The organism is Mesorhizobium sp. ESP-6-2 (assembly GCF_020164675.1).
GTDB lineage: Bacteria > Pseudomonadota > Alphaproteobacteria > Rhizobiales > Rhizobiaceae > Mesorhizobium.
In genome coordinates this window covers 16569-36878 of record NZ_JAIUGT010000002.1, presented here as the reverse complement: position 1 = coordinate 36878, position 20310 = coordinate 16569, and the positions used below count along the sequence as shown (strand labels likewise).

Sequence of the window (20310 nt, the reverse complement as noted above, 5' to 3'; positions counted from 1 at the left end):
GCGGCTGATATCACTGCAACTGCGGCTTCTTCAGGAAACTGCCGCGATCGGCGGATTTGACGCGCAGCCAGGTTTCGCGGCCGTCGCGCAGGACCCGCATCGGTATCTCGGCGCCGGCCGAACCGCTGTCCCACAGCTTGCGATAGAAATCGGCCAGCCCATCGACCGCGCCGTCGCGTATATCGGAGATGACGTCGCCCTCGCGCAGGCCCGCCTTGGCGGCTGGGCCGCCTTCGGTCACGCTCATCACCACCACCCGGCCGTCGCTTTCGGCCGAGAGGGCGCCGAGCCATGGCCGTGGCGGCCGCGCCACCTGGCCGCGCGTCAGGAGATCGTCGAGGATCGGCGGCAACAGGTCGATCGGCACCACCATGTTGATATCGGCGACCTCGCCGTTGCGGCTCATCTGCAGGCGCAGCGACCCGACGCCGAGCAGCGCGCCCTTTGCATCGAACAGCGCGGCGCCGCCCCAGGAAGGATGCGCCGGCGCGATGAAGATCGCTTCCTCGAGCAGATATTCCCAATAGCCGGCGAATTCCTGCTTGGTGACGATCCTGGCCTGAACCGACTGGCCGATGCCGTCGGCGAGCACCACGCTGTCCCCGATCCTGGCCCTGCCGGCGTCGCCCAGCGCCACCGCCGGCAGGCCAAGCGGCGCCAGCGCCTGAACCAGGCCAAAGCCCGATTCCTGGTCGTAGGCCAGCGCATGCGCCGGCACGACGCGGCCGTCATGGGTGGTAAGCCACACCTCTTCCGCCTCGGTGATGAGATAGCCGATGGTCAGCACCAGCCCATTGTCGCGGATAACGACGCCGCTGCCTTCGCGCAGCGTGCCCAATGCCCCGGCAGTGAAGGCATCGTCTGGAATGGTGGCGCGCACCGCCACGACGGAGCGTCTGTTGGGATTGATGGGCATGCTCTTGTCCTGGACGGGCTTGGGGATCACGTTCCTATAGGTATGGCAGGCGAACCAAGGCGCAAGGGGTTGGGGGGCATCCCCTCTATCCTTTCGAAACCCGAAGGGAAGATGAGCGGCATGGTCATTGACAATAGTTCAACGCAAGTTGAACTTTCCCGTTTGCAGCCCTAGCTGTAGGTGCAACTGCCAGTCCCGTTTCTAACCTGTCTCTCCCCCACAATACGAGGCCCTGCGATGACCGAATACACTCCGCCGAAAGTATGGACCTGGAATAAGCCGAGCGGCGGCGCCTTCGCCAGCATCAACCGCCCGATCGCCGGCCCGACGCATGACAAGGTGCTGCCGGTGGGCAAGCACCCGTTGCAGCTCTATTCGCTGGCGACGCCGAACGGCGTCAAGGTGACGATCATGCTGGAGGAATTGCTGGCGCTTGGCCACAAGGGCGCCGAATACGACGCCTGGCTGATCAGGATCAACGATGGCGACCAGTTCGGCAGCGGCTTCGTCGAGGTCAATCCGAACTCCAAGATCCCCGCACTGATGGACCGCAGCGGCGCCACGCCCATCCGCGTCTTCGAGTCCGGTTCGATCCTCACCTATCTCGCCGAAAAGTTCGGCGAGTTCCTGCCGACCGACCAGCCGGCGCGCGCCGAGACACTGTCCTGGCTGTTCTGGCAGATGGGCTCGGCCCCTTATCTCGGCGGCGGCTTCGGCCATTTCTATGCCTACGCGCCGACCAAGATCGAATATGCCATCGACCGCTTTGCCATGGAAACCAAGCGCCAGCTCGACGTGCTCGACCGCCGCCTGGCCGAGACCGAATATCTTTCCGGCGCCGGCTACTCGATCGCCGACATGGCGGTCTGGCCCTGGTATGGCGGACTGGCGCTCGGCCGCATGTATAATGATTCCGGCGAGTTCCTTTCGGTGCAGGACTATAAGAACGTGCAGCGCTGGGCGAAGGCGATCGACGAGCGCCCCGCGGTCAAGCGTGGACGCATGGTCAACCGCGCCTTCGGCGACCCCACGATGCAGCTGCACGAACGCCACGACGCCAGCGACTTCGACACGAACACGCAGGACAAGCTCGCGGCTGAGTGAGCTGCGAGGGCGGGCAGCGGCGCTGCCCGCCTCCCCCGTGGCGTCCGATTTTTGCGAAAGCATCGATGACGGCAATGTCTCACTTGAGGGTGAGACGTGGGCCGCCCCGCCAAGTTCGAACAGCCCGGATCCCGATCCGCTCGGGCGCCTTCGAAACCGGTCGCCCAACTTCGATGACGGGTGCCTCCGGCAGGTCATGTAGAAATCTGTTGCGCGAATGCCAACCCTGGCGCAACCTCCTGCCAGCAGATTGGCATGAACGAGAAAAACGATCTGCGACCCGGCGTCTTTGCCGCGCAAGGGTATTGCTTGGGGTTATCGCAGCGCCAGACGTCCTTTCGGGGCGCACGCTGCCTTGGTCGGGGGAACAAAATGACGCTCACGCTCATCGGGGCCGGTTTCGGCCGCACCGGCACATGGTCGACCTTTGCCGCGCTGAACAGGCTCGGCCTGCCCTGCTACCACATGCAGGAAGTGATCATGAACAAGGCCAACAAGGGCCATCTCGACTTCTGGCGCAAGGTGGCCAACAGCCCGCCCGGCACGCAGCAGGACTGGGGCCGGGTGTTCGGCAATTACAAGGCGACGGTCGACAATCCCGGCTGCTGCGTGTGGCGCGAACTGATGGCGGCCTATCCCGACGCCAAGGTGCTGCTCACCTTGCACCCGCGCGGCGCGGAAGCCTGGTACGAGAGCACCATCGATACGATCTATTTCACCGAGAATGTCTGGCAGTTCAAGATCCTGGAATGGCTGACGCCATTCGGCCGGAAATTCGGCGACATGTCGCGGAAGCTGATCTGGGGCCGTACACTTGCCGGGGTCATGGGAGACCGCGACAAGGCCGTGGCGCGCTACAACGCCTATGTCGAGGAGGTGAAGGCGGCGGTGCCGCCGGAAAAGCTGCTGGTGTTCAAGGTCAGCGAAGGCTGGGCTCCGCTCTGCCATTTCCTCGACGTAGCGCAACCGAACGAGCCCTTCCCCAACCTCAACGACCGCGAGACCATCAAGAAGATCATCGCCGACATCATCAAGGGCTCCTACATCATGTTGGGGTTGAGCCTGGCGGCGGTTGTGGCGGTAATCGCGGCGCTGTGGTGGTGGCTGGGGTAGTTGGGGCGGACGCTTCCGCGCCGTGCCAAGAAGGGCGGCACTCCAAAACAGGGGCGTCGCGGCCCATGACTTGAAGAAGGCGGGATCACGCGGTCAACCGCATCAACTGGCGCCGCCGTCCGAAGAACGCCGTACCCGAATTTCAATACGCCGGCGTTCCCGGATATCGCCACCGTGGCTGCCATCAGAGATGATGTCCCCCGGCATTACGAGCTGTGCCGCAGACAACGGAATGATCTTGACACCGCCCAGCCGTCCCGTCCGGATCAATGCGTTCGCTACCGCGATAGCACGTGAAAGCCCCAGCCCCGCATTGTCGGCCGGCGTCAAATCGCTGATAGCGCTGGCGCCGTTCATCGCCGAGATCGCAGCCGCGTCGAGGTTGGACGGCTTGGCCGGATTGATTTTCTGCTCATCCGTATGGCCGACGATCTCGACGACATCGACTTTGTAGCGTGTCAGCAAAGACAGCACGTCGTCCGTGACCTTGGTCTGTAAACGCGCCCGGAACGCGTCGGTGAGCGCGGCGCTGCCACGTTCAAATGTATAGCCGTCGTCGCTCAACGTTATCATCGGCGGCCACTGCATCGACGATTCAGCGTCCGCGCTCCTGTCGTTGGAGGCCGAGAGCGTCTTTTCAAGTCGGTCCAGCAGACGGGGGTCGGCGGCTTTGGCTTCGCTGATTTCGAGTAGCAATTTCCGCAGCGTCGGGTCTGACGTCGGCGCGGCATCGATGCCCTTTTCCGCAAGCCCGTCGATCACCGCTTTGGCCGCAACAAGCTCGGTCCAGTTGGCTGGCGGCAAAGGAAGCGCCGCTTTTGGAAACAGCGCCTGCAGGCGCGCCAGTTCGGCACGCATGTCGGCAAGCTGGCCCACCGTGATGTCCAGGTTCGCGGAAGCTTGCAGCTCGGCGATCCTCTCATCTTTTCGCTGTGCGATGCTGGCCGATACCAGCAGGAGACAGAAAAGCAGAAGGAGGAGAAGCTCGGCCATTGTGAGCCCAAGCACCACGCCTCGGCGATGGCCGCGTTCCCCTTCGGCGATAAGCGAGGAAGGCATCTTCATTGATATCGTCCCACACTGACCATGCGACGCGCTTTAGCCGCCACGCCAGAGCCGTCTGAATAGACCCTGCCGCGCCGGCGCCCGATCATAAGCCTCAAATGTCGCCGCAAGTTTGTCGAGCACATCGCTGGCCCGAAGCGCTTCCGCCGTGGACTGTTCGAGCCCACGCCGAAGCTCCGCCACATCGCCAAGGCGGGAAGAGAAATCGCTCATGGCGGTTTCGATCGCCCGCTGCAAACCGGCCACGACCGGCTCCAGCCGAACCTCGATGACCTTGTCGGGTGTCGACATGCCAGCGAGCTTGTCGGCCACCGACTGCGTCGCGGTCGCAATCTGCGTACTGGCGCTGGTCAGGATGGCGTTGATGTCGTGAACTGCCTTGGCTGTCTGGTCGATGCCGCCCCGCAGCTCCTTGGTGTCTATTCCGTTCTGGATCGCCAGCGAGGATACCCTGATGTGCTCGGAAGCCTCTTTGGCGAGCAAGTCCAGCGACTGGACCAGGGATTTCGCCGAGGTTTCCACTTGCGTTCGTATCTCGTGATAGCCCTCTTGCAGCATCTGCTGGTTGGAGCGCTGGAAATGGTTCATCTCGCTCAGGATGCCATCGAGTTCCCGGCGCACCTTGCGGGACGCTTCTGCAAGCTCGAGACGTGACACGCGTTCCACTTCCATGGGGTCGCGCCGGAGCTGATTGAAGACGATGCGAAATGCAATGCCGGCGATGGTGGAGGCAACTGCGATGCCGAAATTGCGCACGATCTCGTCGACCGCGCCACCGCCTCCATACTGGTAAAGCGAAACGGCGAGGCTGGTGAGCGTGAAGATGAAGCCCATATAGTAGAAGTTGTCGCCGGTTTGGTCGTCGCGCAGCCGGAGCCCGCGCGCGATCATGATCATCGCCGCGTAGCCCGTCATCAGCGCGATCGGCACGAAGGTAACGACGAATGCCGACACGGAAAGCGATTTGGCCACGACGATGTAGGCGGCGCCCAGGCCGGTAAAAACGATAAAGACTATTGGCGCCGCAGCGTCCTGCTGCCGGCTGGCCACGCGCGGCCGTCTCACCCTTCAACTCCCTGCAACGACTTGGCAGAGCTGAAAACGCCGTGATTGTAGTCAATCCACTGCTGCCAGAATGCCATCAACGCGACGCTGTCGACGGGCGACTTCGCCCGGCGTATGAGCCAGATCGACACATCGCTGCCGGCGAGATCCGTAGCGAAGCGGTTTGCCGCGGGCGACTTTTTGAAGGCATCGAAATCTGTGACGCCGCGGTAGTGAGAGAAGAATTCGGTATTCTCGAACATGTCCGAAACGACAATCAGCCGCGAGGGGATCGCACGCGCTTTCTGGGCGACCAGATGGCTGACGGCTATCGACTGAATGCCGGCCATGATCGGCGAGCTGTCGGCTTTGTTTGCCTCGACCGCTTTCTCAAGCGCAACCAGCAGCGGCTGGCCGAATCCCGCTTGCCAACGCTCTCGCGCCAGCGCCGCATTGCCGGTGAAAGCACTGAGATCGCCGCCATTGCCGGGGTTGCACAGCGAGAAGAGTTCTTTCGTATAGGGTGCCGCTGATGTAAGGGCCCTGATCTCGAGCAAGCCACCGCGCTGGATGCCGGAGGCGGTATCGCGCAGCAGGGTCTGGATGTTCAGTTTGGTGACGTCGGCGATTGCATCCGTGGTATCGATCAGGATGATGGTTTGCGACGCAGCTCCGACAACCGGGCAAAGCCGATCGTCAAGTTCGACGAGTTGCGAGCGCGCCGAAACATAGACGTAGGTAAAGCCTATCGCGGCGGCAATGAGCCCGAGCGCGAATAGAATAATCCAGCCCCAGCTGACAAGGTCGGAAGGCGAGCGCCGGGACCGTCGACCGCTCATTGGGCTTCAGGCACCAGCACATCCAGCTCGCGATACTGCTTCAACGCAGCCTCGAACTGTTCACCCAGGCCGACCAGCATCTTGTCGAGGTCGCCTTGCGCATCCTTGATGGAAGCCTGCAATTCGTCGCTGTTCCATTCCCCGTCGCGGAAATACTGAACGCCGATCCGGCCGAGTTGGTATGGCCGCGAAAAGCGCTCCGGCGCGGGTGTCGTGCGTACAGCGATATTGGCGTCCCTGTAGATTCGGAACAGGCTGTTTGCGGCACGTTCAAGCTGAGTTTGGTGGGCGTCGAACAGCCCAACCAACCGAGAGCGATGCGCCACGATCGCATCGTGTTCTGTCCGCTGCTTGCTGAGATCGGCGCGCGCATCGGCGAGTTCATCCTCGTAGCCACTGCGGACGTCGGAAAGCTCGCCGATCAGGCCTTGCCGCTTGTTTCGATAATTTGCCCGCGCCTCGTCAAGCCGGTGATCAACCGTGGCGTAGCCTGGATAGGTGTCACGCATGCTGAGCCCATCGATCAGGGCAAAGAGTGAAAACATCACCCCGAGGAAGAAGAGTATCCAGGAGCGAAATTCGTTCAGTGCGAATGGCGCGCTTAGCAAGCGTCGCATCACCTCGTCGCCATTGGTCGCGATCGTTCCGGCAACCTCGCGGTAATGCGCCAGACCAAGATTGATGGCAATCGCTGCGCCGATATAGGCGGCGATGGCGAGAATGCCGACAAACTTACGGAAAATCGAGCGATGCGCGATTTCGCGCACGCCATAGAGGGCGAACATCAGCGCGACGCCGACATTGAGGATCGCGAAGATCAGCGCCTCGACGATGCCGCCGACCAGCCCGAGCTCGTTTCGCTTTGCAAGCAGTTCGCCATTGATGACGAGCTCTGCCATCACCAGCGCCACCACAAAGAGCCATTTCAACGTGGTACCGATGGCCGTGGTCTTCTTGCAGGGCCGGCGAAGCCCGTTCTGATCCTTGAAATCACGATGCCAGGACTCTGCCTCCTTCAGATCGCGCCGCAGCCCATGCAGATCATCGATCCCCATCTGCAATTCGGCTTTCAGGTCGGAGAGACCAGCCGTGGATGCCGCTTTTATATTGGCAAAGCGCGATTCAAAGTCGAGATCGATGAGACGCTGCCTGAACCCCGCAAGTTGGTTCTCCAGATGATCGTGGGATTGTTTCTGGGCGGCTCCGACCAATTCGATGATATCGTTTTCAACGGCATCGTAAGGGAGGTCATCGCTTTGAGGCAGATTCTCCCTGCCCCGCTTCTCGCCTTTCTCCGCAAGCCGCATATCCGTTGCAATGCGCTGGACGTCAATGTCGGGGAATGACTCTGTCGTCGGCCTATAGGCATGCGGCGGCCGCAACAGCCGTTGCTTGAGCTTTTCCAGTGACCCGAACATTCCACCCCACGTACACTCTTCCGACCACCCGGATCGAGGCTAGCGGTAAGCTTCGGATTCTTCAACGAGTTTCGCCCAAATCGAAACTCGAGCTGAAATATCTCTCGCGGATGCACGGCATCTGCAATTCCGCCGGAATGACTGTCTCTTGCTAGGGAGCCGTATTGTACTTCACACCGTTTACTGCATGGTCGCTGTTGCTGACCAAACGCCGCACTCTCGATCGCACGGCGAAGCTCTTGCCCTACCCAGCCAGCTTCCCATCCTTGGCGATTTCCCTCCCTCCGCGATACACCGTGCGCTCCTTCGATACCGCCACGACTGCCTCGGGCACATGCTCGGCCCTCAGCGTCACGAAATCCGCCTTGGCGCCGAGGCAATTCCGTAACCTTCAAGTCCGAGCGCCTTGGCCCGCCGCAACAGGTGGAAACAGTTTCAAGGGGACCGCGAAGATCCGGCCCGAACAAGGCGATAGTCGCACATCTTGAATCGGCACGACAGGCCTGCTTCCTGGCTCGTTCACTCCGGCGTGCCGGGGAACAGCGCCAGCGCATCACCGCCGGCTAGTAGCGAGGGGTGCGGTCGTAGCCGCCTGTCGGCACCGTATCGTCGGCAGCGAAGCCGACCGTATCGCTGTCGAAATGGCGGGCTGAAGCCCGACTACAGGGCAGGACAGAGCGGGAGAATGCAAGAGACCTGGCATCCCGCGCCGTCAACGGCCGCCCCTCACCCCAACTCCACCCACACCGGCGCGTGGTCGCTGGCGCCGTCCTCACCGCGCACGTCGCGGTCGATGCCGGCAGCCTTGAGCTTGCGGGCGAGCTTCTTCGACAGGAGGATATGATCGAGCCGCAAGCCCGCATCGCGCGGCCAGCGGTTCCGCCGGTAATCCCAGAAGGTGTAGAGCGTCTCCTTGGGGTAGACCTTGCGCAGTGCGTCCGTCCAGCCTTGCTCGATGAGCGCCGCAAAGGCTGCCCGGCTTTCCGGTTGTACCAGCGCGTTATCGTCGTAGGAGCGCGTGGCATAGATATCGCGCGGCTCGGGCACGATGTTGTAGTCGCCCGCCAGCACCACCGGCAGCCCGGTGTCGAGCAGTTGTGCCGCATGCGCAGCGAACCTGTCATGCCAGGCGAGCTTGTACTGGAATTTCGGCCCCGGCTGCGGGTTGCCGTTCGGCGCGTACAGGCAGCCGATGACGATACCGTTCACCGCCGCCTCGATGTAGCGGCTCTGCCTGTCGGCACCGTCGCCGGGCAGCACGTCCCGCGTCAGGACAGGCTCGGCGCCCCGCGCCAGTATGGCGACGCCGTTCCAGGTCGGCTCCCCCGTCCACACCGCGCCGTAGCCGGCATCGGCCAGGGCAGTGCGCGGAAACTGCATATCGCGCGCCTTCAACTCCTGCAGGCAGACGACATCGGGGCTTGCCGCCGCCAGCCACGCCAGAAGGTTCTCGAGCCGGCTGTTGATATTATTGATGTTGAAGGAGGCGATCTTCATCTGGAAAAACCGGAGACACCTTTCGCTTCGTCATCCTCGGGCTTGACCCGAGGATCCATGCCGTGACTGCAGCCGAAGAATGCGACCTGTCAGAATTCCGCACCGTCGCAACACTCGCAGATCACGGCATGGATCCTAGGGTCTGCGCGCGTCGCTTCGCTCCTTGCTCCGCCTAGGATGACGAAGGCGGTGGTTGCGCCGCCCAAGTCTTCACCGTCTCCGCAACCGTCTTCAGATGGTCGGCGGTCGAAAACCCCGAAATGCCCTTTCGCGGCTTCAGGTCGTGATCGCCATCCTCCAGCCAATGCACCTCGATGGCGTCGGAAAGGCCGTAGGTCGCGACCTCGTCCCTGGTGCCGAACTCGTCGCGCGTGCCTTGGAAGATCAGTGTCGGCGTCTTCAGCCCTGCCAGATGCTTGGTCCGCAACTGCTCGGGCTTGCCGGGCGGGTGGAAGGGATAGCCGAGGCAAACCAGCCCCGAAATCTCGCCCTTGGCGAACATCTCATCCGCCACCATCGAGGCGACGCGTCCGCCCATCGACTTGCCGCCGATGATGAGCGTTCCGGTGACGCCTTTCGCCCGGAGATCCGCGATCGCCTTGACGTATTCCGGGTTCACCGTCTCGGCGCGTGGCGGCGGCTTGCGGTGGCCGTAGCGGCGGGCAGCCATATAGTGGAACTCGAACCGCGCGACCTGAAAGCCCACTGCCGCCAGAGCCTTGGCGGTAGCGGTCATCGATGGAGAATCCATCGACGCGCCGGCGCCATGCGCGAGCAGGATGGTGGTTGGGGCGGTGTCGTGGCCGTCGAAGAGGAAGCTGGTCATGGGGCGGCCTTTCCACAAAGGCCGAGTTCCTTGGCGTCCCCCTGCTCAAGCGCGCCCATAAATCCCCTCACCCCGCCGACTTCGCCAACTGCATATCCACGAACTGCACGCCCTTGGCCGCAACTCCAGCCCACTCCGACTCCGCGTCGAGCTCCAGATACCGCGCCCACAGCCGCCGCGCTTCCAGCAAATTGCCGGCGTCGAATTCGAGCCGGGCGAGATTGAAAACCGGATCGGCGTAATTGCTGTCCAGCGCGATCGCCTTCCGCAAGTGCCTTCGTGCCGACGCCGGCTTGCCCTCCTCGCTCATCAGCCCGGCGAGATTGAACCAGGCCTCGACGAAAGCCGGATCGAGCTTGATCGCGCGCGCATAGTCATGGGCCGCTTCCGCCGGATGGCCGCCGGCGCGCAGGCAGTTGGCGCGATTGAAGGCGGCGATCGCGTCGCCTGGATCGATGGCAAGGCAGCGCTGGTAGAGCGCGGCGGCACCATCATGGTCGCCGTCCTGCTCCGCCGCTTCGGCCTCGGCGAACAGCTCTTCCAGCGGATCGTCGTCGGAGGCGCCGAGATCGAACAGCAATTGCCCGTCGAGCTCGCTCTCGCCGCCATCCAGATAGATCGCATCGGGCCGCCCGAATGCCGAGCCGACCGCGAGCGACTTGGCGGTGAGCGAAGCCACCGGGCCGGAACGGTGCACCGAGCGCGCGATAGCGCCCCATGTCGCGCCACCGGCGACCAGCCCGGCATATTTGCGCGCCAGGATCAGGTCGCAGAAGGAATAGGGTTCCGAGTCATGTTCGAAGGCATCGAACAGCGACAGGAGATCGAGGTCGGCGCCGGACAGCCGCGACTGATCGATCAGCGATTGCCGCGACAGCGAGGAGGCCTCGGGCACCTTCATCAGTCCGAGCAGGCGCAGAAAACCGTTCTCGCTGAGCAATGCACGCCCGGCGCCGCGCTCGGCGGCGACGCGGCGTTCGATGTCGGCATCGCCGGTCTTGGTGAGCCCGGCCTTGACCAGCAGACCGCGACCGAACACGACATGCGTGGTGCGCCGGGTGACGCCGCGCCTGAGTTCGCCATGCTGGCGCGCGACCTCGCGCGCCGCCAGCCTGAGCGGAAAGGCCGCCAGCGCACCGATCGTGCCGAATATGGCGCCGGCCGGTGCCGTCACTTCTTGCTCTTGCCGACCGCCTTCAGCAGGTTGGCTTTCAGCGGATTCTCAGCAGTGCCGCCCGCGGCCGCCTTGGCCTTGGCGGCGGGCTTCTCGTCGGCCTTGCTCTTTGACTTGGCCGGCGGCTTCGACTGCGACTGCGACAGGCTCGCCTTCAGCGCATCCATCAAATTGATGACGTTGCCGCGCTCGGGTGCCGCCGCGATGATGGGCTTGTGGCCCTTCAGCTTCTCGCGGATCATCGCCATCAGCGCGATCTCGTAGCGGTCCTCGTAGTTCTTCGGATCGAAGGTGGTTTCCTTCTGCTTGATCAGCGCTTCGGCGAGCTGCAGCATTTCAGGATCCGGGTTGCCGGCCGGGATGTTGCCGAAATATTCAGCCGTGCCGCGCACTTCGTTCGGGTTCCTCAACGTGCACACGAACATGCCGTTTTCGCGCGCGCCGATCGTCACCACGCGCTCGCGGCTGGACAGGACCAGTCGGGCGATCGCCAGCTTGCCGGATTTGCGCATGGCTTCGCGCAACACGGCGAAAGTCTCCTCCGCCATCGCGCCGTCCGGTGCCATGTAATAGGGCGCGTCCTGGTAGATGACGTCGACCTCGTCCTCGTCGACGAAGGCCTCGATGTTCATCGTGTGGTTGGATTCGATGCGCACCGCGTCGAGGTCGCTATCGTCGATGATGATGTACTGCTTGTCCTCGTACTCGTAGCCCTTGACCAGGTCGGAACGCTCGACCAGTCCGAGTTCCGGATCGACCGGCTTCATGTTGATGCGGTTGTGGGTCTTCTTGTGCAACTGGTTGAACGAGATGCGCTCGCTGGCGCTGGTGGCGGGGTATAGCCGCACCGGACAGCTCACCAGACTGAGCTTGAGGTAACCTTTCCAACTTGCCCTGGGCGCCATGATGAACTCCTACGCGGCCATGCACTGCAACTATCGCAGCGCTTTCGTCCGAAGGACGAACAAGGCTGCGCAAATCCTACACCGACCCCGCACCTTACCGGCAAATCCTGACGAAATGTTTTAGGACGCCGGAAGGGCCACGAGCAGAGAATAATTCAAATTGTCAAAAGCGTCGATGGACTTGGGTTTCCTCGCCCCGCGAAGCGGGGGAGAGGAAACCAATCTATTTGAACGTAGGCAAATCCCGAGCAAACTCGTCGATCTCAGCCCACGGATCGCCCGATGTTTCCAAGAGTCCCGGCAGCGACGCATAGTTCAGGTCCTGCGGCGCGTCGATCGTCTCCAGATCCGCCCAACTCACCGGCGTCGAGGCCGGCAGGTTGGTGCGGGCGCGCAGCGAATAGGGCGCGGCGGAGGTGTGGCCGCGCGCGTTGCGGTGATAGTCGATGAAGATGCGCTTCTTGCGGTTGTCCTTGCCCATTGTGGTGGTGAAGGTGTCGGGCGCGCTTGCCGCCAGATGCGTGGAAATCGCGCTGGTCGCCTGGTGCAGCGTCTTCCAGTTCTGCCTGGCGGTCACCGGCACGGTGATATGGATGCCCTTGCCGCCCGAGGTTTTGGCGAAAGGCACCAGCCCCAGCCCCTCCAGTTCGCCCTTGATGTGCACCGCCGCCTCGACCACTTCGCGCCAGGAGATCCCTTCGCCCGGATCGAGATCGAAGACGATCTGGTCGGGCCTGTCGAGGCTGGTGCGATGCGTACCCCAGGTGTGGAACTCGACGACGCCGAACTGCGCCAGCGCCAGATAGCCCTTGGCGCCTTCGACCGAGAGATAAGATTTGGTCTCGCCCTCGGAATTGGTCGCCTGGAACGTCACCACGGAGGGCGGCATGCCGGTGAAGGCGTGGCGCTGGAAGAAGCAGTCCTTCGGCAGGCCGGTCGGGCAGCGCACCAGCGACACCGGGCGCCCGAGAATATGCGGCAGCATGAAATCGCCGACCAGCGCGTAGTAGACGGCGATGTCGAGCTTGGTCGGCCCGGTCTTGCCGAACAGCCGCCTGGTCGGGTTGGTGACCCAGATCGTGGCGAGGTCGGCCTCAGCGATCAGCCGCTTGCGCTTGGCCGAAACCGGCGTCGAGAGGCCGACATCCCTGAGGCCGCGAAACACCGCATGGCGCAGAGCATTGTCCGCCGTGCGGTTGGCGTAGTGGATGTGCGCCGAGAACAGCGGCTTCACCCAATGCATCTCGCGCATGATTTCGCGCGGCGCGCCTTCGGGCGCCATGGCACCTGATGTGAGCGGCTCCAGCCGGGCGAGAAGATCGGCTGCGGTCTCGGCGTCGAAGCCGGTGCCGACCTTGCCGCGATAGTGAAGCTCGCCGTCCTCGAATTCGGCAAGGCCAAGCGCCGCCAGCCCCTCGGCTGCATCCGAAACCGTGTAGCCGGCGATGACGAAATCGCCGGTTTGCAGCGCCTTGGTCTTGGTCCAGCTCTTCGTGCGGCCGCTCTGGTAGGCCGCGGTTGCGCGCTTGGAGACGACGCCTTCCAGGCCGAACTCCGTCGCCTGGTCGTATAGCCCCTGCCCGGAACCCTCGACATGGTCGGAGAACTGGATCGCGGAATTGGCGCCGAGGCCGGCGAGCAGTTCGGCCAGCAGCGCCTTGCGCCTCTCCAGCGGCGCCTTGCGCAGATCCCAGCCGTCGAGATGGAGGAGATCGAAGGCGTAGAAATGCAGCTTGCTGCCGGCGCCCTCCGCCAGCGCGTCCTGCAGGAGCGCGAAACGGGAAATGCCCTTGCCGTCGAGCACGACGATCTCGCCGTCGATGATGGCCTCCCGGCACGGCAGTTTGGCGAAGGCATGCGGCAGATCGCCATAACGCTTGGTCCAGTCGATGCCGCCGCGGGTGATCAGCCTGAGCTCGCCATCGGCCAGATGCGCCATGGTGCGGTAGCCGTCGAACTTGATCTCGTGCAGCCAGGTCTCGCCGGTGCGGTCGCCAGGATCGTCACCGCCCGGCGGTTTCGGCACCTGTGTCGCCAGCTGCGGCTCTATGCGGGCGGCGGGCGAGGCCTTGACCGCGCCGGGCAAGGCGCCGGGCTTCAGCGTGCCAGGCCTCGGCGCAGCCTTGGCCAGCTTCGGCGGCGCCACGAGCTCCTCGATACGGCGGCCGGATTTCACGCTCTCCGGCCGTGTTTCCAGGATATCAAGCGTGGGATTGGAGGCGAGGTCGCGCTCCTTGAACAGAAGCCAGTTCTTCTTGCCCTCATCCTCGCCGGGCTTCGGCTTCAGCCTGGTCAACATCCAGCCGCCATTGAGCTTTTTGCCGGCCAGCCGGAACTTGAAGGCGCCGGTGCGCAAGCCCTTCTCGACATCCTCCATCGGCGCCCAGCTGCCCGTGTCCCAGACGATCATCGGCCCGCCGCCATACTCGCCTTCGGGAATGACGCCCTCGAAGTCGATATATTCGAGCGGATGGTCCTCGGTCTCGACCGCCAGCCTTTTGTCGGCCGGATTGAGCGAGGGTCCGCGCGGCACCGCCCAGCTCTTCAGCACGCCGCCGACCTCCAGGCGCAGATCGTAGTGGTCCGCCGTGGCATGGTGCTTGTGGACGACGAAGCGGTTGCCCTCCTCGGCGATCAACCCACCCGCCGGTTCCGGCGTCTTCGAGAATTCGCGCCTGGCGCGGTAAGGTTTGAGCTTGGAGGGCGTCATGGCATCGACCGCCGCAAGCCAGCCAATTGCAACAACAGAGCGCCATGCCTGCTCGAACGGTCCGATGCGGCATGTATCAGGGTGACTAGCCGAAACGTCGCTGCCAACCAGTCACCACGCTCAATCGTCGGCCGCCGGCGTCAGTTCGAGCTCAGCGGGCGACAGGCCCTGCCGCAGCTGGCTCAAGCGGAATTCGTCGACCCAGTAGGCCTCGCCATCGACCAGCACGCGCGCCCTATAGGTGCCGCCTGAAAAACTCTGCGCGGTGATGTAGACCTTGTGGCGGTCGAGCGCCTTGCGCACCGCGGCGCGCTTGGAGTTCTGGCTGTTCACGGCACTGGACATGCGCTTCGCCCTCGGTCGCCCTGACACGGAACTCGACCGCTCTTCGCGGTCCGGCGACTGGCCCCAAGGATGGCGGAGAGCGGCGCGGGTGTCAATTTCCTCGCCGCGGCGGCTTCCCTGCAAGACGCAAGCATAGCCGACGGCATCGGCTCGATTATGTCCGCGAACCTGCGGGCTGGAACAATATGACATCTTGTTTGGCATATGCGGCGAGGCGGCGCGGCGCTTCTGCTTTCCGCATTGTTAACCTCGGCGCGCCTAGGAATAGGGCGGGCTCCGGACGCGGCGCCAATGCGTCAGAGCGGCGCGGGGATGGTGCGGCCATCCAGGAGAACGAGGTTCATGACCGCTTCCGTACGAAGCAATGACTGTGAAGTGGCTGTTGTCGGCGCCGGACCTTTCGGACTTGGCGTCGCCACGGCGCTCAGGGCAGCTGATGTAGACGTGCTTGCCTTTGGCAGCCCGATGGGCTTTTGGCGCGAGAACATGCCTCGGGGCATGCGGCTTCGCTCGCCCTGGCGCGCAACCTTTATCGGCAACCCGAACGGCCCGCTGTCCCTCGATTCCTACGCCAGCGGCCAGCGCGTCCAATTGCGCGAGCCATTGCTGCGGCAAGATTTCGTCGACTATGGAATGTGGGTTCAGGCTCAGGCGATTCCGGATCTCGACACGCGCATGGTGAGCCGTGTCGAACGGACCAATGCGGGATTCCGGCTGATCCTTGCCGACGGCGATGCGGTTCGCGCCGGGCGTGTGGTCGTCGCCATGGGCCTGAAGAACCAGGAACTGGTGCCCGCCGCCTTCACCGGCCTGCCCTCCGAACTGGTCAGCCACACCAGCGCGCACATTGGATTCGAAGCCTTTGCCGGCAAGCATGTCGCCGTTGTCGGACGCGGACAGAGCGCCTGCGAATCCGCCGTCCTGCTGAGAAAGGCGGGAGCCGACGTCGAACTCGTCTGCCGGGGCGACATCCATTGGCTGGGCGCGCCGTCCAGCAGCCGGGGCCGCAATGTGCTCGGCGCCGCCGAGGAACTCCTGGCGTCGCCCTCGCGCGTCGGTCCCTTCCCGTTGTCCTGGCTGATCGAGGCGCCGGGTCTCGTGCATGGTTTGCCGGCGGCGGCACGACGCTGGGTCAATGCGCGTGGCCTCAGGGCCGGCGCGTCGGGCTGGCTGCTGCCGGACTTCGGCGGCATCAAGGTCAAGGCCGGCCGCATGATCGTCGGCGCCTCCGCCAGCAACTCCGGAATAGACTTGCGGTTCGAGAACGGGTCGACCGCTTATGATCACGTCCTGCTCGCGACCGGCTATCGCATAGACATCGGCAAGCTTGGGCTCTTCGCCCCCGACTTCCTCGACGCGATTGCCTGCCGCGACGGATCGCCGATCCTTTCCGCGGGGCTGGAATCGAACATTCCCGGCCTGCATTTTGTCGGCGCCGGCGCGGTCGCGAGTTTTGGCCCGTTGATGCGTTTCACCGCCGCCACCCCGTATGCGGCGCGGGCCGTCACCCGTTTCATACGCGGCGCGAGAAGCAAGGGCCAGAACGCGCGACGCTCCACCGTGAGACTGGGCGAAGCCTCGCTGCCCGCCGGCCCGAAGCCGCGTTGAGGGTCGCCGGCCGCGCCATGTATCAGCGCGATCAGGCGGGGCTCTCGCCTCTCAAAGCGGAAGAGCTGGGCAACCGGCCGTGCCGGACAACATGTGAGGGTGGAGGCTTGGCGACGTCAGGCGCAGTGTTTCTTGGTGGTGCGCACGGCACGCTTGCCCTGGCGCGCAGCCTTGGCGCCCAAAAAGTGCCCCTAACCTACATCACCAATGATTCGCCGCTGCCAGGCTGGTCGCGATTTGTCGAAGTCACCATCCGCTGGCCCGGCCCAACCGATGAGCGGGCGCTGCCGTTTCTGCTGGAAGTGGCGCGTAAACACCGTCTGGAGGGATGCCTCCTGATCCCGGCCGCCGATCCCGAGGTTCGTCTGGTATCGGAGAACCTCGCCGCCCTGTCGGCGCTCTACAGGATCGTGCTGCCTTCCTGGGAGGCGCTGCAATGGGTCTGCGACAAGCCGTTCCTCTACAGGCGGGCAACCGAGTTGGGCTTGTCCATTCCAAGGACCTATGACATTGCATCCCTTGCGCAGGCTTCGTCCCAGGACGTGGCCTTTCCGGTCGTTCTCAAGCCCCACATGGGCGGCGGCAACACCCGCATCGCAAGGGCCAAGGTCGTCCAGGCCGACGACAGGGCCTCGTTTCTTGCCGCCTATCAAGACGCGGCCGAACAGATCGGCGGCCAAAACGTCGTCGTGCAGGAGCGCGTGCCAGGTGGGGGAGAAAGCCAATTCTCTTACGCCGCGCTCTGGAACGAGGGCAAGCCGATCGCGGAGTTCACCGCGCGCCGCTCGCGGCAATATCCGGTCGACTTCGGCTATACCAGCACCTTCGTCGAGATCGTCGACGAGCCCCGCGCCGTCGCCGCCGCGCGCACATTGCTGTCGTCGATCGGCCATAGCGGCCTGGTCGAGGTCGAATTCAAGCACGATTGTCGCGACGGCAGGCTCAAGCTTCTCGACGTCAATCCGCGCCCCTGGTCCTGGTTCGGACTTTGCGCGCCTGCTGGCGTCGACCTGGGCGCGATGCTGTGGGAAACAGTGAACGGCCGGGCCACCGCGGCCGCTAGCGCTCGCCCGGGAACGGCATGGATGTATCTTGCCCGCGACGCTGTTTCATCCGTGACGCTGATGTGGCGCGGCAGCCTCGGCATCGCGGCCTATCTCAACTCGTTCGCGACGGTTCGATCCTGGGCGGCGTTCGCCTCAAACGATCTGTTGCCGGGGCTGATCGAGCTGCCGCTGACGGCATGGCGGGTGCTGACGAAACGGCTGCTGAACCCGACCGGCCGCCGGCGCTGACAAAATCGCCCTTTATGATGGCCGGTAGTCGAAGATCGCGTAGTCGATGGTCCGCACCGCGTCGAGGAAACGCGGCATGGGCGGCGTCACGCGTTGCTGGAAAGACCCGGCATCGCGGATAGCGGGCTTCGCCCAGTCGATGGCCCTGTGGCTCGAACTGCCGTAAACGACGAGGCAGGGCCGCTTGTGCCGTTCCAGCGACGCCATGAGATTGCCCAGCACGATTTCGCACACATCCCTGGAAAAGGGATTGTAGAAATAGACCAGCAGCGGCGTCGGCGGGAACTCATACGTCGCGGCATCCGCTTCGATGACCGCAATCTCGCGGCATTTCTGGGCCGGGCTCTTGTATAGCTCGATATTGCGCCGGGCGATGGCGACGAGCTCCCGCGCGAACTCCACACCGACAATCGCGGCGAACGGGTAGTGCGACGCCAGCAGGAGCGTGCGCGACTTGCCCGAACCGATATCGATGAAAGTGTAGTCTGCGAGATCGTCCGTCAGCCTGTCCATGATGAAGGCGAAGGATCTGGGCGACGTGCAGACGCATTCATTGCCCTGGTCCCGGTGCGGCCCGACGACATCGAGCGCGTCGAGCCGGATCGAACCCGCCGTGTCGACGCCATTGTCGCGATCCCACTGGCGCGCCAGCCGGTCGGCAACGAGATGGCGGATGTTGCGTGCGACGAAGCGGCCGCTGTCACCGAGGCCATGCCGCCGCACGAGCCGGAACGGTTCGAGGATTCCTTGCTGCCGGACGAACCGCAGCGCCTTTGCGATGCGCCCCCTCGATCGGTCCTGCAAATCGATGCTGTGCGTTTCACGGTTCATTGCATATCGGCTCGGTTGCCTGTCAGCGCAGGCGGCGCAGGCCGCGCACCAGGCCTTGGCCGGCCTTGAGCAGCCGCGGTTTGGAGCGAATGAAAAGCTCGATCCGGCAGCGCAGCGAAATGTAGGCGGTGGCGCCCCATCCCCGCAGTGTCATCGACTGGCACAGTTCGGCCAGGACCGAACTGGTGGCGCCGATGTGCTCCTTATAGCCCTGGCTGCCGACCGAAAGGTCGAAATAGTCGAACCCGTGCCCGCGCCCCCACATCATCAGCTTGCCAAATGTCGTCAGTCCCGGCGGGGCAACGGCATTCTGGTCGATCCCGAGCAACAGGGTATGGAGCGTGCCTTTCCTGACCAGTACATAGATGACGGCGAGCCAGGCTTCCCCTCCGCGCAATCCGAAGATGCGCACCGAGCCGTCGGAAAGGCCATGCAGCGCGGCATCTCGGTAGAAGTCGACGACAGGTTCCTGCGTCAAAAGATCGAAACGGCCGAGCTCACGAAACCGCTTCAGCCGCAGCTCGAGGAGCGTGTCAAAGAGCGTTTCCGTCAGCGCCGGCGTGTCGGCCTCGACCAGGCTCAGGCCGCCGAGCTTTTCGAGGCGGCGGCAATGCTTGTGAAAGCTCTTGGCGAAGGAGGGCCTACAGATGCGCTTGATGAGCGTTTCCGGTTCGCCGTGCAGGATAAGGCCGGAGGTGATCTGAAGGGAATCGTGCGCCGCCGAAAGCAGCGCCAGAGGATTGGCGACTCGTTGGATCTGTTGCGGGATTCCCAAGATATGGATGCGATCCGCCGGTGGCAGCACGGCGCGGACTGCCGCCCATGCGGCGTCGGCGCCTTGCCTGCTCCACGCCCTGTCATCCGCCAGCAGCGGTGCCGAATAATCGCAGACCCCGCAGCTCAGCCATTCGATCACGGAGTGGCCCAGCGCCCGGCGCCGCATCAGCGGCAAAAGCATGACCGGCGCGCCCGTGGCGGCGTCGTTGACCTCGACGACAAGCAGTTCCGCGCCTTTGGGCATCAGCCGTTTGGCGATCCCCTCGACCCACGCATAATGCTGATGCGCGGTGCACACGCCATCGGCCTGAAACCGCAGCCAGAGCGGCTTTACAGTGTCGAGGCCGGTGTGCAGCCGGGCTTTGAAGCGCGCGGCTGTACCGGCCCTGGCGGCAGTCCGGGACAATAACCCGTCGGATAGATCCGTCTTGGGAGCCGTTCCCGTGGCTTGCCACATGCTTCTCCTGTCCTCCCGGCCGGCCATCAACATCGTCCACGCAAGCAGTGTAAACCCCGCCAACTCCGGACCGCCTCGGACAGCCGTGCGTTGGAGCGCACGAAAGCCACGGTTGCGGACTAATGGCAGCGCTTGCGATACCCCCGCATCGTAAACCACGGCAAAGTTCGGTCAGGACCAGACCTTTGGCGCCCATTTATGTTCGTTGGTTTCGCCTACCGGCCGACGGCCGAAATAGTCTAACCTTTGCCCGCGTGCACAGCTCGTCGACCTGCCATGAGGCCCGGTGAGACGTTGGGCACTTGCGCTCAGGTCGACCGCTAGCATCAAAGCATGAACGGTGCGTTGATGGATAATCAGAAATTGCACCGATCAGTCGTGCCATG

The 20310-nt window shown here is 63.7% G+C and carries 17 protein-coding genes and 1 pseudogene; 4 read left to right on the top strand and 14 right to left on the bottom strand.

All coding sequences use genetic code 11. The features are described 5' to 3' along the window. Positions 1-10: 10 nt before the first annotated feature. Positions 11-916: a S1C family serine protease gene (locus tag LB532_RS05190; RefSeq protein ID WP_140552302.1), complete on the bottom strand. Its 906-nt coding sequence runs from the start codon at positions 914-916 to the stop codon at positions 11-13. Between the two features lie 237 nt (positions 917-1153). Here LB532_RS05190 and yghU point away from each other — a divergent pair, with 237 nt between their 5' ends. Together yghU and LB532_RS05180 are read left to right on the top strand one after the other, a co-directional pair. Further along, positions 1154-2020, top strand: a complete 867-nt coding sequence (gene yghU, locus LB532_RS05185) for a glutathione-dependent disulfide-bond oxidoreductase (protein WP_140642731.1) — start codon at positions 1154-1156, stop codon at positions 2018-2020. Positions 2021-2392: 372 nt separating this feature from the next. Continuing rightward, positions 2393-3133: a sulfotransferase family protein gene (locus LB532_RS05180; RefSeq protein WP_140642730.1), complete on the top strand. Its 741-nt coding sequence runs from the start codon at positions 2393-2395 to the stop codon at positions 3131-3133. Between the two features lie 102 nt (positions 3134-3235). On the opposite strand, the gene LB532_RS05175 is transcribed toward LB532_RS05180, so the two are convergent. From LB532_RS05175 to LB532_RS05125, 11 genes and pseudogenes are all read right to left on the bottom strand, one after another. After that, complete coding sequence (locus LB532_RS05175) at positions 3236-4198, bottom strand: OmpA family protein (RefSeq protein WP_140642729.1); 963 nt, start codon at positions 4196-4198, stop codon at positions 3236-3238. 33 nt (positions 4199-4231) lie between these two features. Next, a complete protein-coding gene (locus LB532_RS05170) occupies positions 4232-5263 on the bottom strand; it encodes a hypothetical protein (protein ID WP_140642727.1) in 1032 nt (343 codons plus the stop codon). Next, on the bottom strand, positions 5260-6081 hold the full coding sequence (locus tag LB532_RS05165; protein WP_140642726.1) for a hypothetical protein: 822 nt from the start codon (positions 6079-6081) through the stop codon (positions 5260-5262). Before LB532_RS05165 ends, LB532_RS05170 begins: the two co-directional genes overlap by 4 nt. Next, a complete protein-coding gene (locus LB532_RS05160) occupies positions 6078-7463 on the bottom strand; it encodes a hypothetical protein (protein WP_140642724.1) in 1386 nt (461 codons plus the stop codon). The genes LB532_RS05165 and LB532_RS05160 overlap by 4 nt, the downstream gene beginning before the upstream one ends. Positions 7464-7743: 280 nt before the next feature. Beyond that, positions 7744-7910, bottom strand: a pseudogene (locus LB532_RS05155) (metal-dependent hydrolase); the annotation flags it as partial. A 315-nt stretch (positions 7911-8225) separates the two neighbouring features. After that, positions 8226-8996, bottom strand: a complete 771-nt coding sequence (locus LB532_RS05150) for an exodeoxyribonuclease III (protein WP_140642723.1) — start codon at positions 8994-8996, stop codon at positions 8226-8228. Between the two features lie 172 nt (positions 8997-9168). Beyond that, positions 9169-9822 (bottom strand): alpha/beta fold hydrolase, encoded by a 654-nt coding sequence (locus LB532_RS05145; protein ID WP_140642722.1) that lies wholly within the window; start codon positions 9820-9822, stop codon positions 9169-9171. Positions 9823-9889: 67 nt separating this feature from the next. Continuing rightward, complete coding sequence (locus LB532_RS05140) at positions 9890-10996, bottom strand: tetratricopeptide repeat protein (protein WP_140642720.1); 1107 nt, start codon at positions 10994-10996, stop codon at positions 9890-9892. Beyond that, on the bottom strand, positions 10993-11901 hold the full coding sequence (locus tag LB532_RS05135) for a Ku protein (RefSeq protein WP_140642719.1): 909 nt from the start codon (positions 11899-11901) through the stop codon (positions 10993-10995). Before LB532_RS05135 ends, LB532_RS05140 begins: the two co-directional genes overlap by 4 nt. A gap of 223 nt (positions 11902-12124) precedes the next feature. Beyond that, positions 12125-14611, bottom strand: coding sequence for a DNA ligase D (gene ligD / locus LB532_RS05130; protein ID WP_140642718.1), 2487 nt, complete (start codon positions 14609-14611; stop codon positions 12125-12127). Positions 14612-14731: 120 nt separating this feature from the next. Beyond that, on the bottom strand, positions 14732-14956 hold the full coding sequence (locus LB532_RS05125; RefSeq protein WP_140499061.1) for a hypothetical protein: 225 nt from the start codon (positions 14954-14956) through the stop codon (positions 14732-14734). A 342-nt stretch (positions 14957-15298) separates the two neighbouring features. Here LB532_RS05125 and LB532_RS05120 point away from each other — a divergent pair, with 342 nt between their 5' ends. Next, positions 15299-16564, top strand: a complete 1266-nt coding sequence (locus LB532_RS05120; protein WP_140642717.1) for an NAD(P)-binding domain-containing protein — start codon at positions 15299-15301, stop codon at positions 16562-16564. A gap of 107 nt (positions 16565-16671) precedes the next feature. Next, the gene (locus LB532_RS05115; protein ID WP_140642716.1) at positions 16672-17859 is read left to right on the top strand and encodes an ATP-grasp domain-containing protein; all 1188 of its coding nucleotides are present in this window, start codon (positions 16672-16674) and stop codon (positions 17857-17859) included. Positions 17860-17871: 12 nt separating this feature from the next. Here the strand turns inward: LB532_RS05115 and LB532_RS05110 are convergent, their stop codons facing one another. Further along, positions 17872-18690: a class I SAM-dependent methyltransferase gene (locus LB532_RS05110; protein WP_140642715.1), complete on the bottom strand. Its 819-nt coding sequence runs from the start codon at positions 18688-18690 to the stop codon at positions 17872-17874. Positions 18691-18712: 22 nt separating this feature from the next. Then, a complete protein-coding gene (locus tag LB532_RS05105; RefSeq protein WP_140642713.1) occupies positions 18713-19924 on the bottom strand; it encodes a GNAT family N-acetyltransferase in 1212 nt (403 codons plus the stop codon). Between the last annotated feature and the right edge of the window lie 386 nt (positions 19925-20310).

Excerpts from the sequence above, each read along its gene's own strand:
- yghU (WP_140642731.1), top strand. The coding sequence starts at position 1,154 with ATGACCGAATACACTCCGCCGAAAGTATGGACCTGGAATAAGCCGAGC.
- LB532_RS05105 (WP_140642713.1), bottom strand. The coding sequence starts at position 19,924 with ATGTGGCAAGCCACGGGAACGGCTCCCAAGACGGATCTATCCGACGGG.
- LB532_RS05135 (WP_140642719.1), bottom strand. The coding sequence starts at position 11,901 with ATGGCGCCCAGGGCAAGTTGGAAAGGTTACCTCAAGCTCAGTCTGGTG.
- ligD (WP_140642718.1), bottom strand. The coding sequence starts at position 14,611 with ATGACGCCCTCCAAGCTCAAACCTTACCGCGCCAGGCGCGAATTCTCG.
- LB532_RS05175 (WP_140642729.1), bottom strand. The coding sequence starts at position 4,198 with ATGAAGATGCCTTCCTCGCTTATCGCCGAAGGGGAACGCGGCCATCGC.
- LB532_RS05165 (WP_140642726.1), bottom strand. The coding sequence starts at position 6,081 with ATGAGCGGTCGACGGTCCCGGCGCTCGCCTTCCGACCTTGTCAGCTGG.
- LB532_RS05145 (WP_140642722.1), bottom strand. The coding sequence starts at position 9,822 with ATGACCAGCTTCCTCTTCGACGGCCACGACACCGCCCCAACCACCATC.
- LB532_RS05180 (WP_140642730.1), top strand. The coding sequence starts at position 2,393 with ATGACGCTCACGCTCATCGGGGCCGGTTTCGGCCGCACCGGCACATGG.
- LB532_RS05120 (WP_140642717.1), top strand. The coding sequence starts at position 15,299 with ATGACCGCTTCCGTACGAAGCAATGACTGTGAAGTGGCTGTTGTCGGC.
- LB532_RS05150 (WP_140642723.1), bottom strand. The coding sequence starts at position 8,996 with ATGAAGATCGCCTCCTTCAACATCAATAATATCAACAGCCGGCTCGAG.
- LB532_RS05190 (WP_140552302.1), bottom strand. The coding sequence starts at position 916 with ATGCCCATCAATCCCAACAGACGCTCCGTCGTGGCGGTGCGCGCCACC.
- LB532_RS05125 (WP_140499061.1), bottom strand. The coding sequence starts at position 14,956 with ATGTCCAGTGCCGTGAACAGCCAGAACTCCAAGCGCGCCGCGGTGCGC.
- LB532_RS05110 (WP_140642715.1), bottom strand. The coding sequence starts at position 18,690 with ATGAACCGTGAAACGCACAGCATCGATTTGCAGGACCGATCGAGGGGG.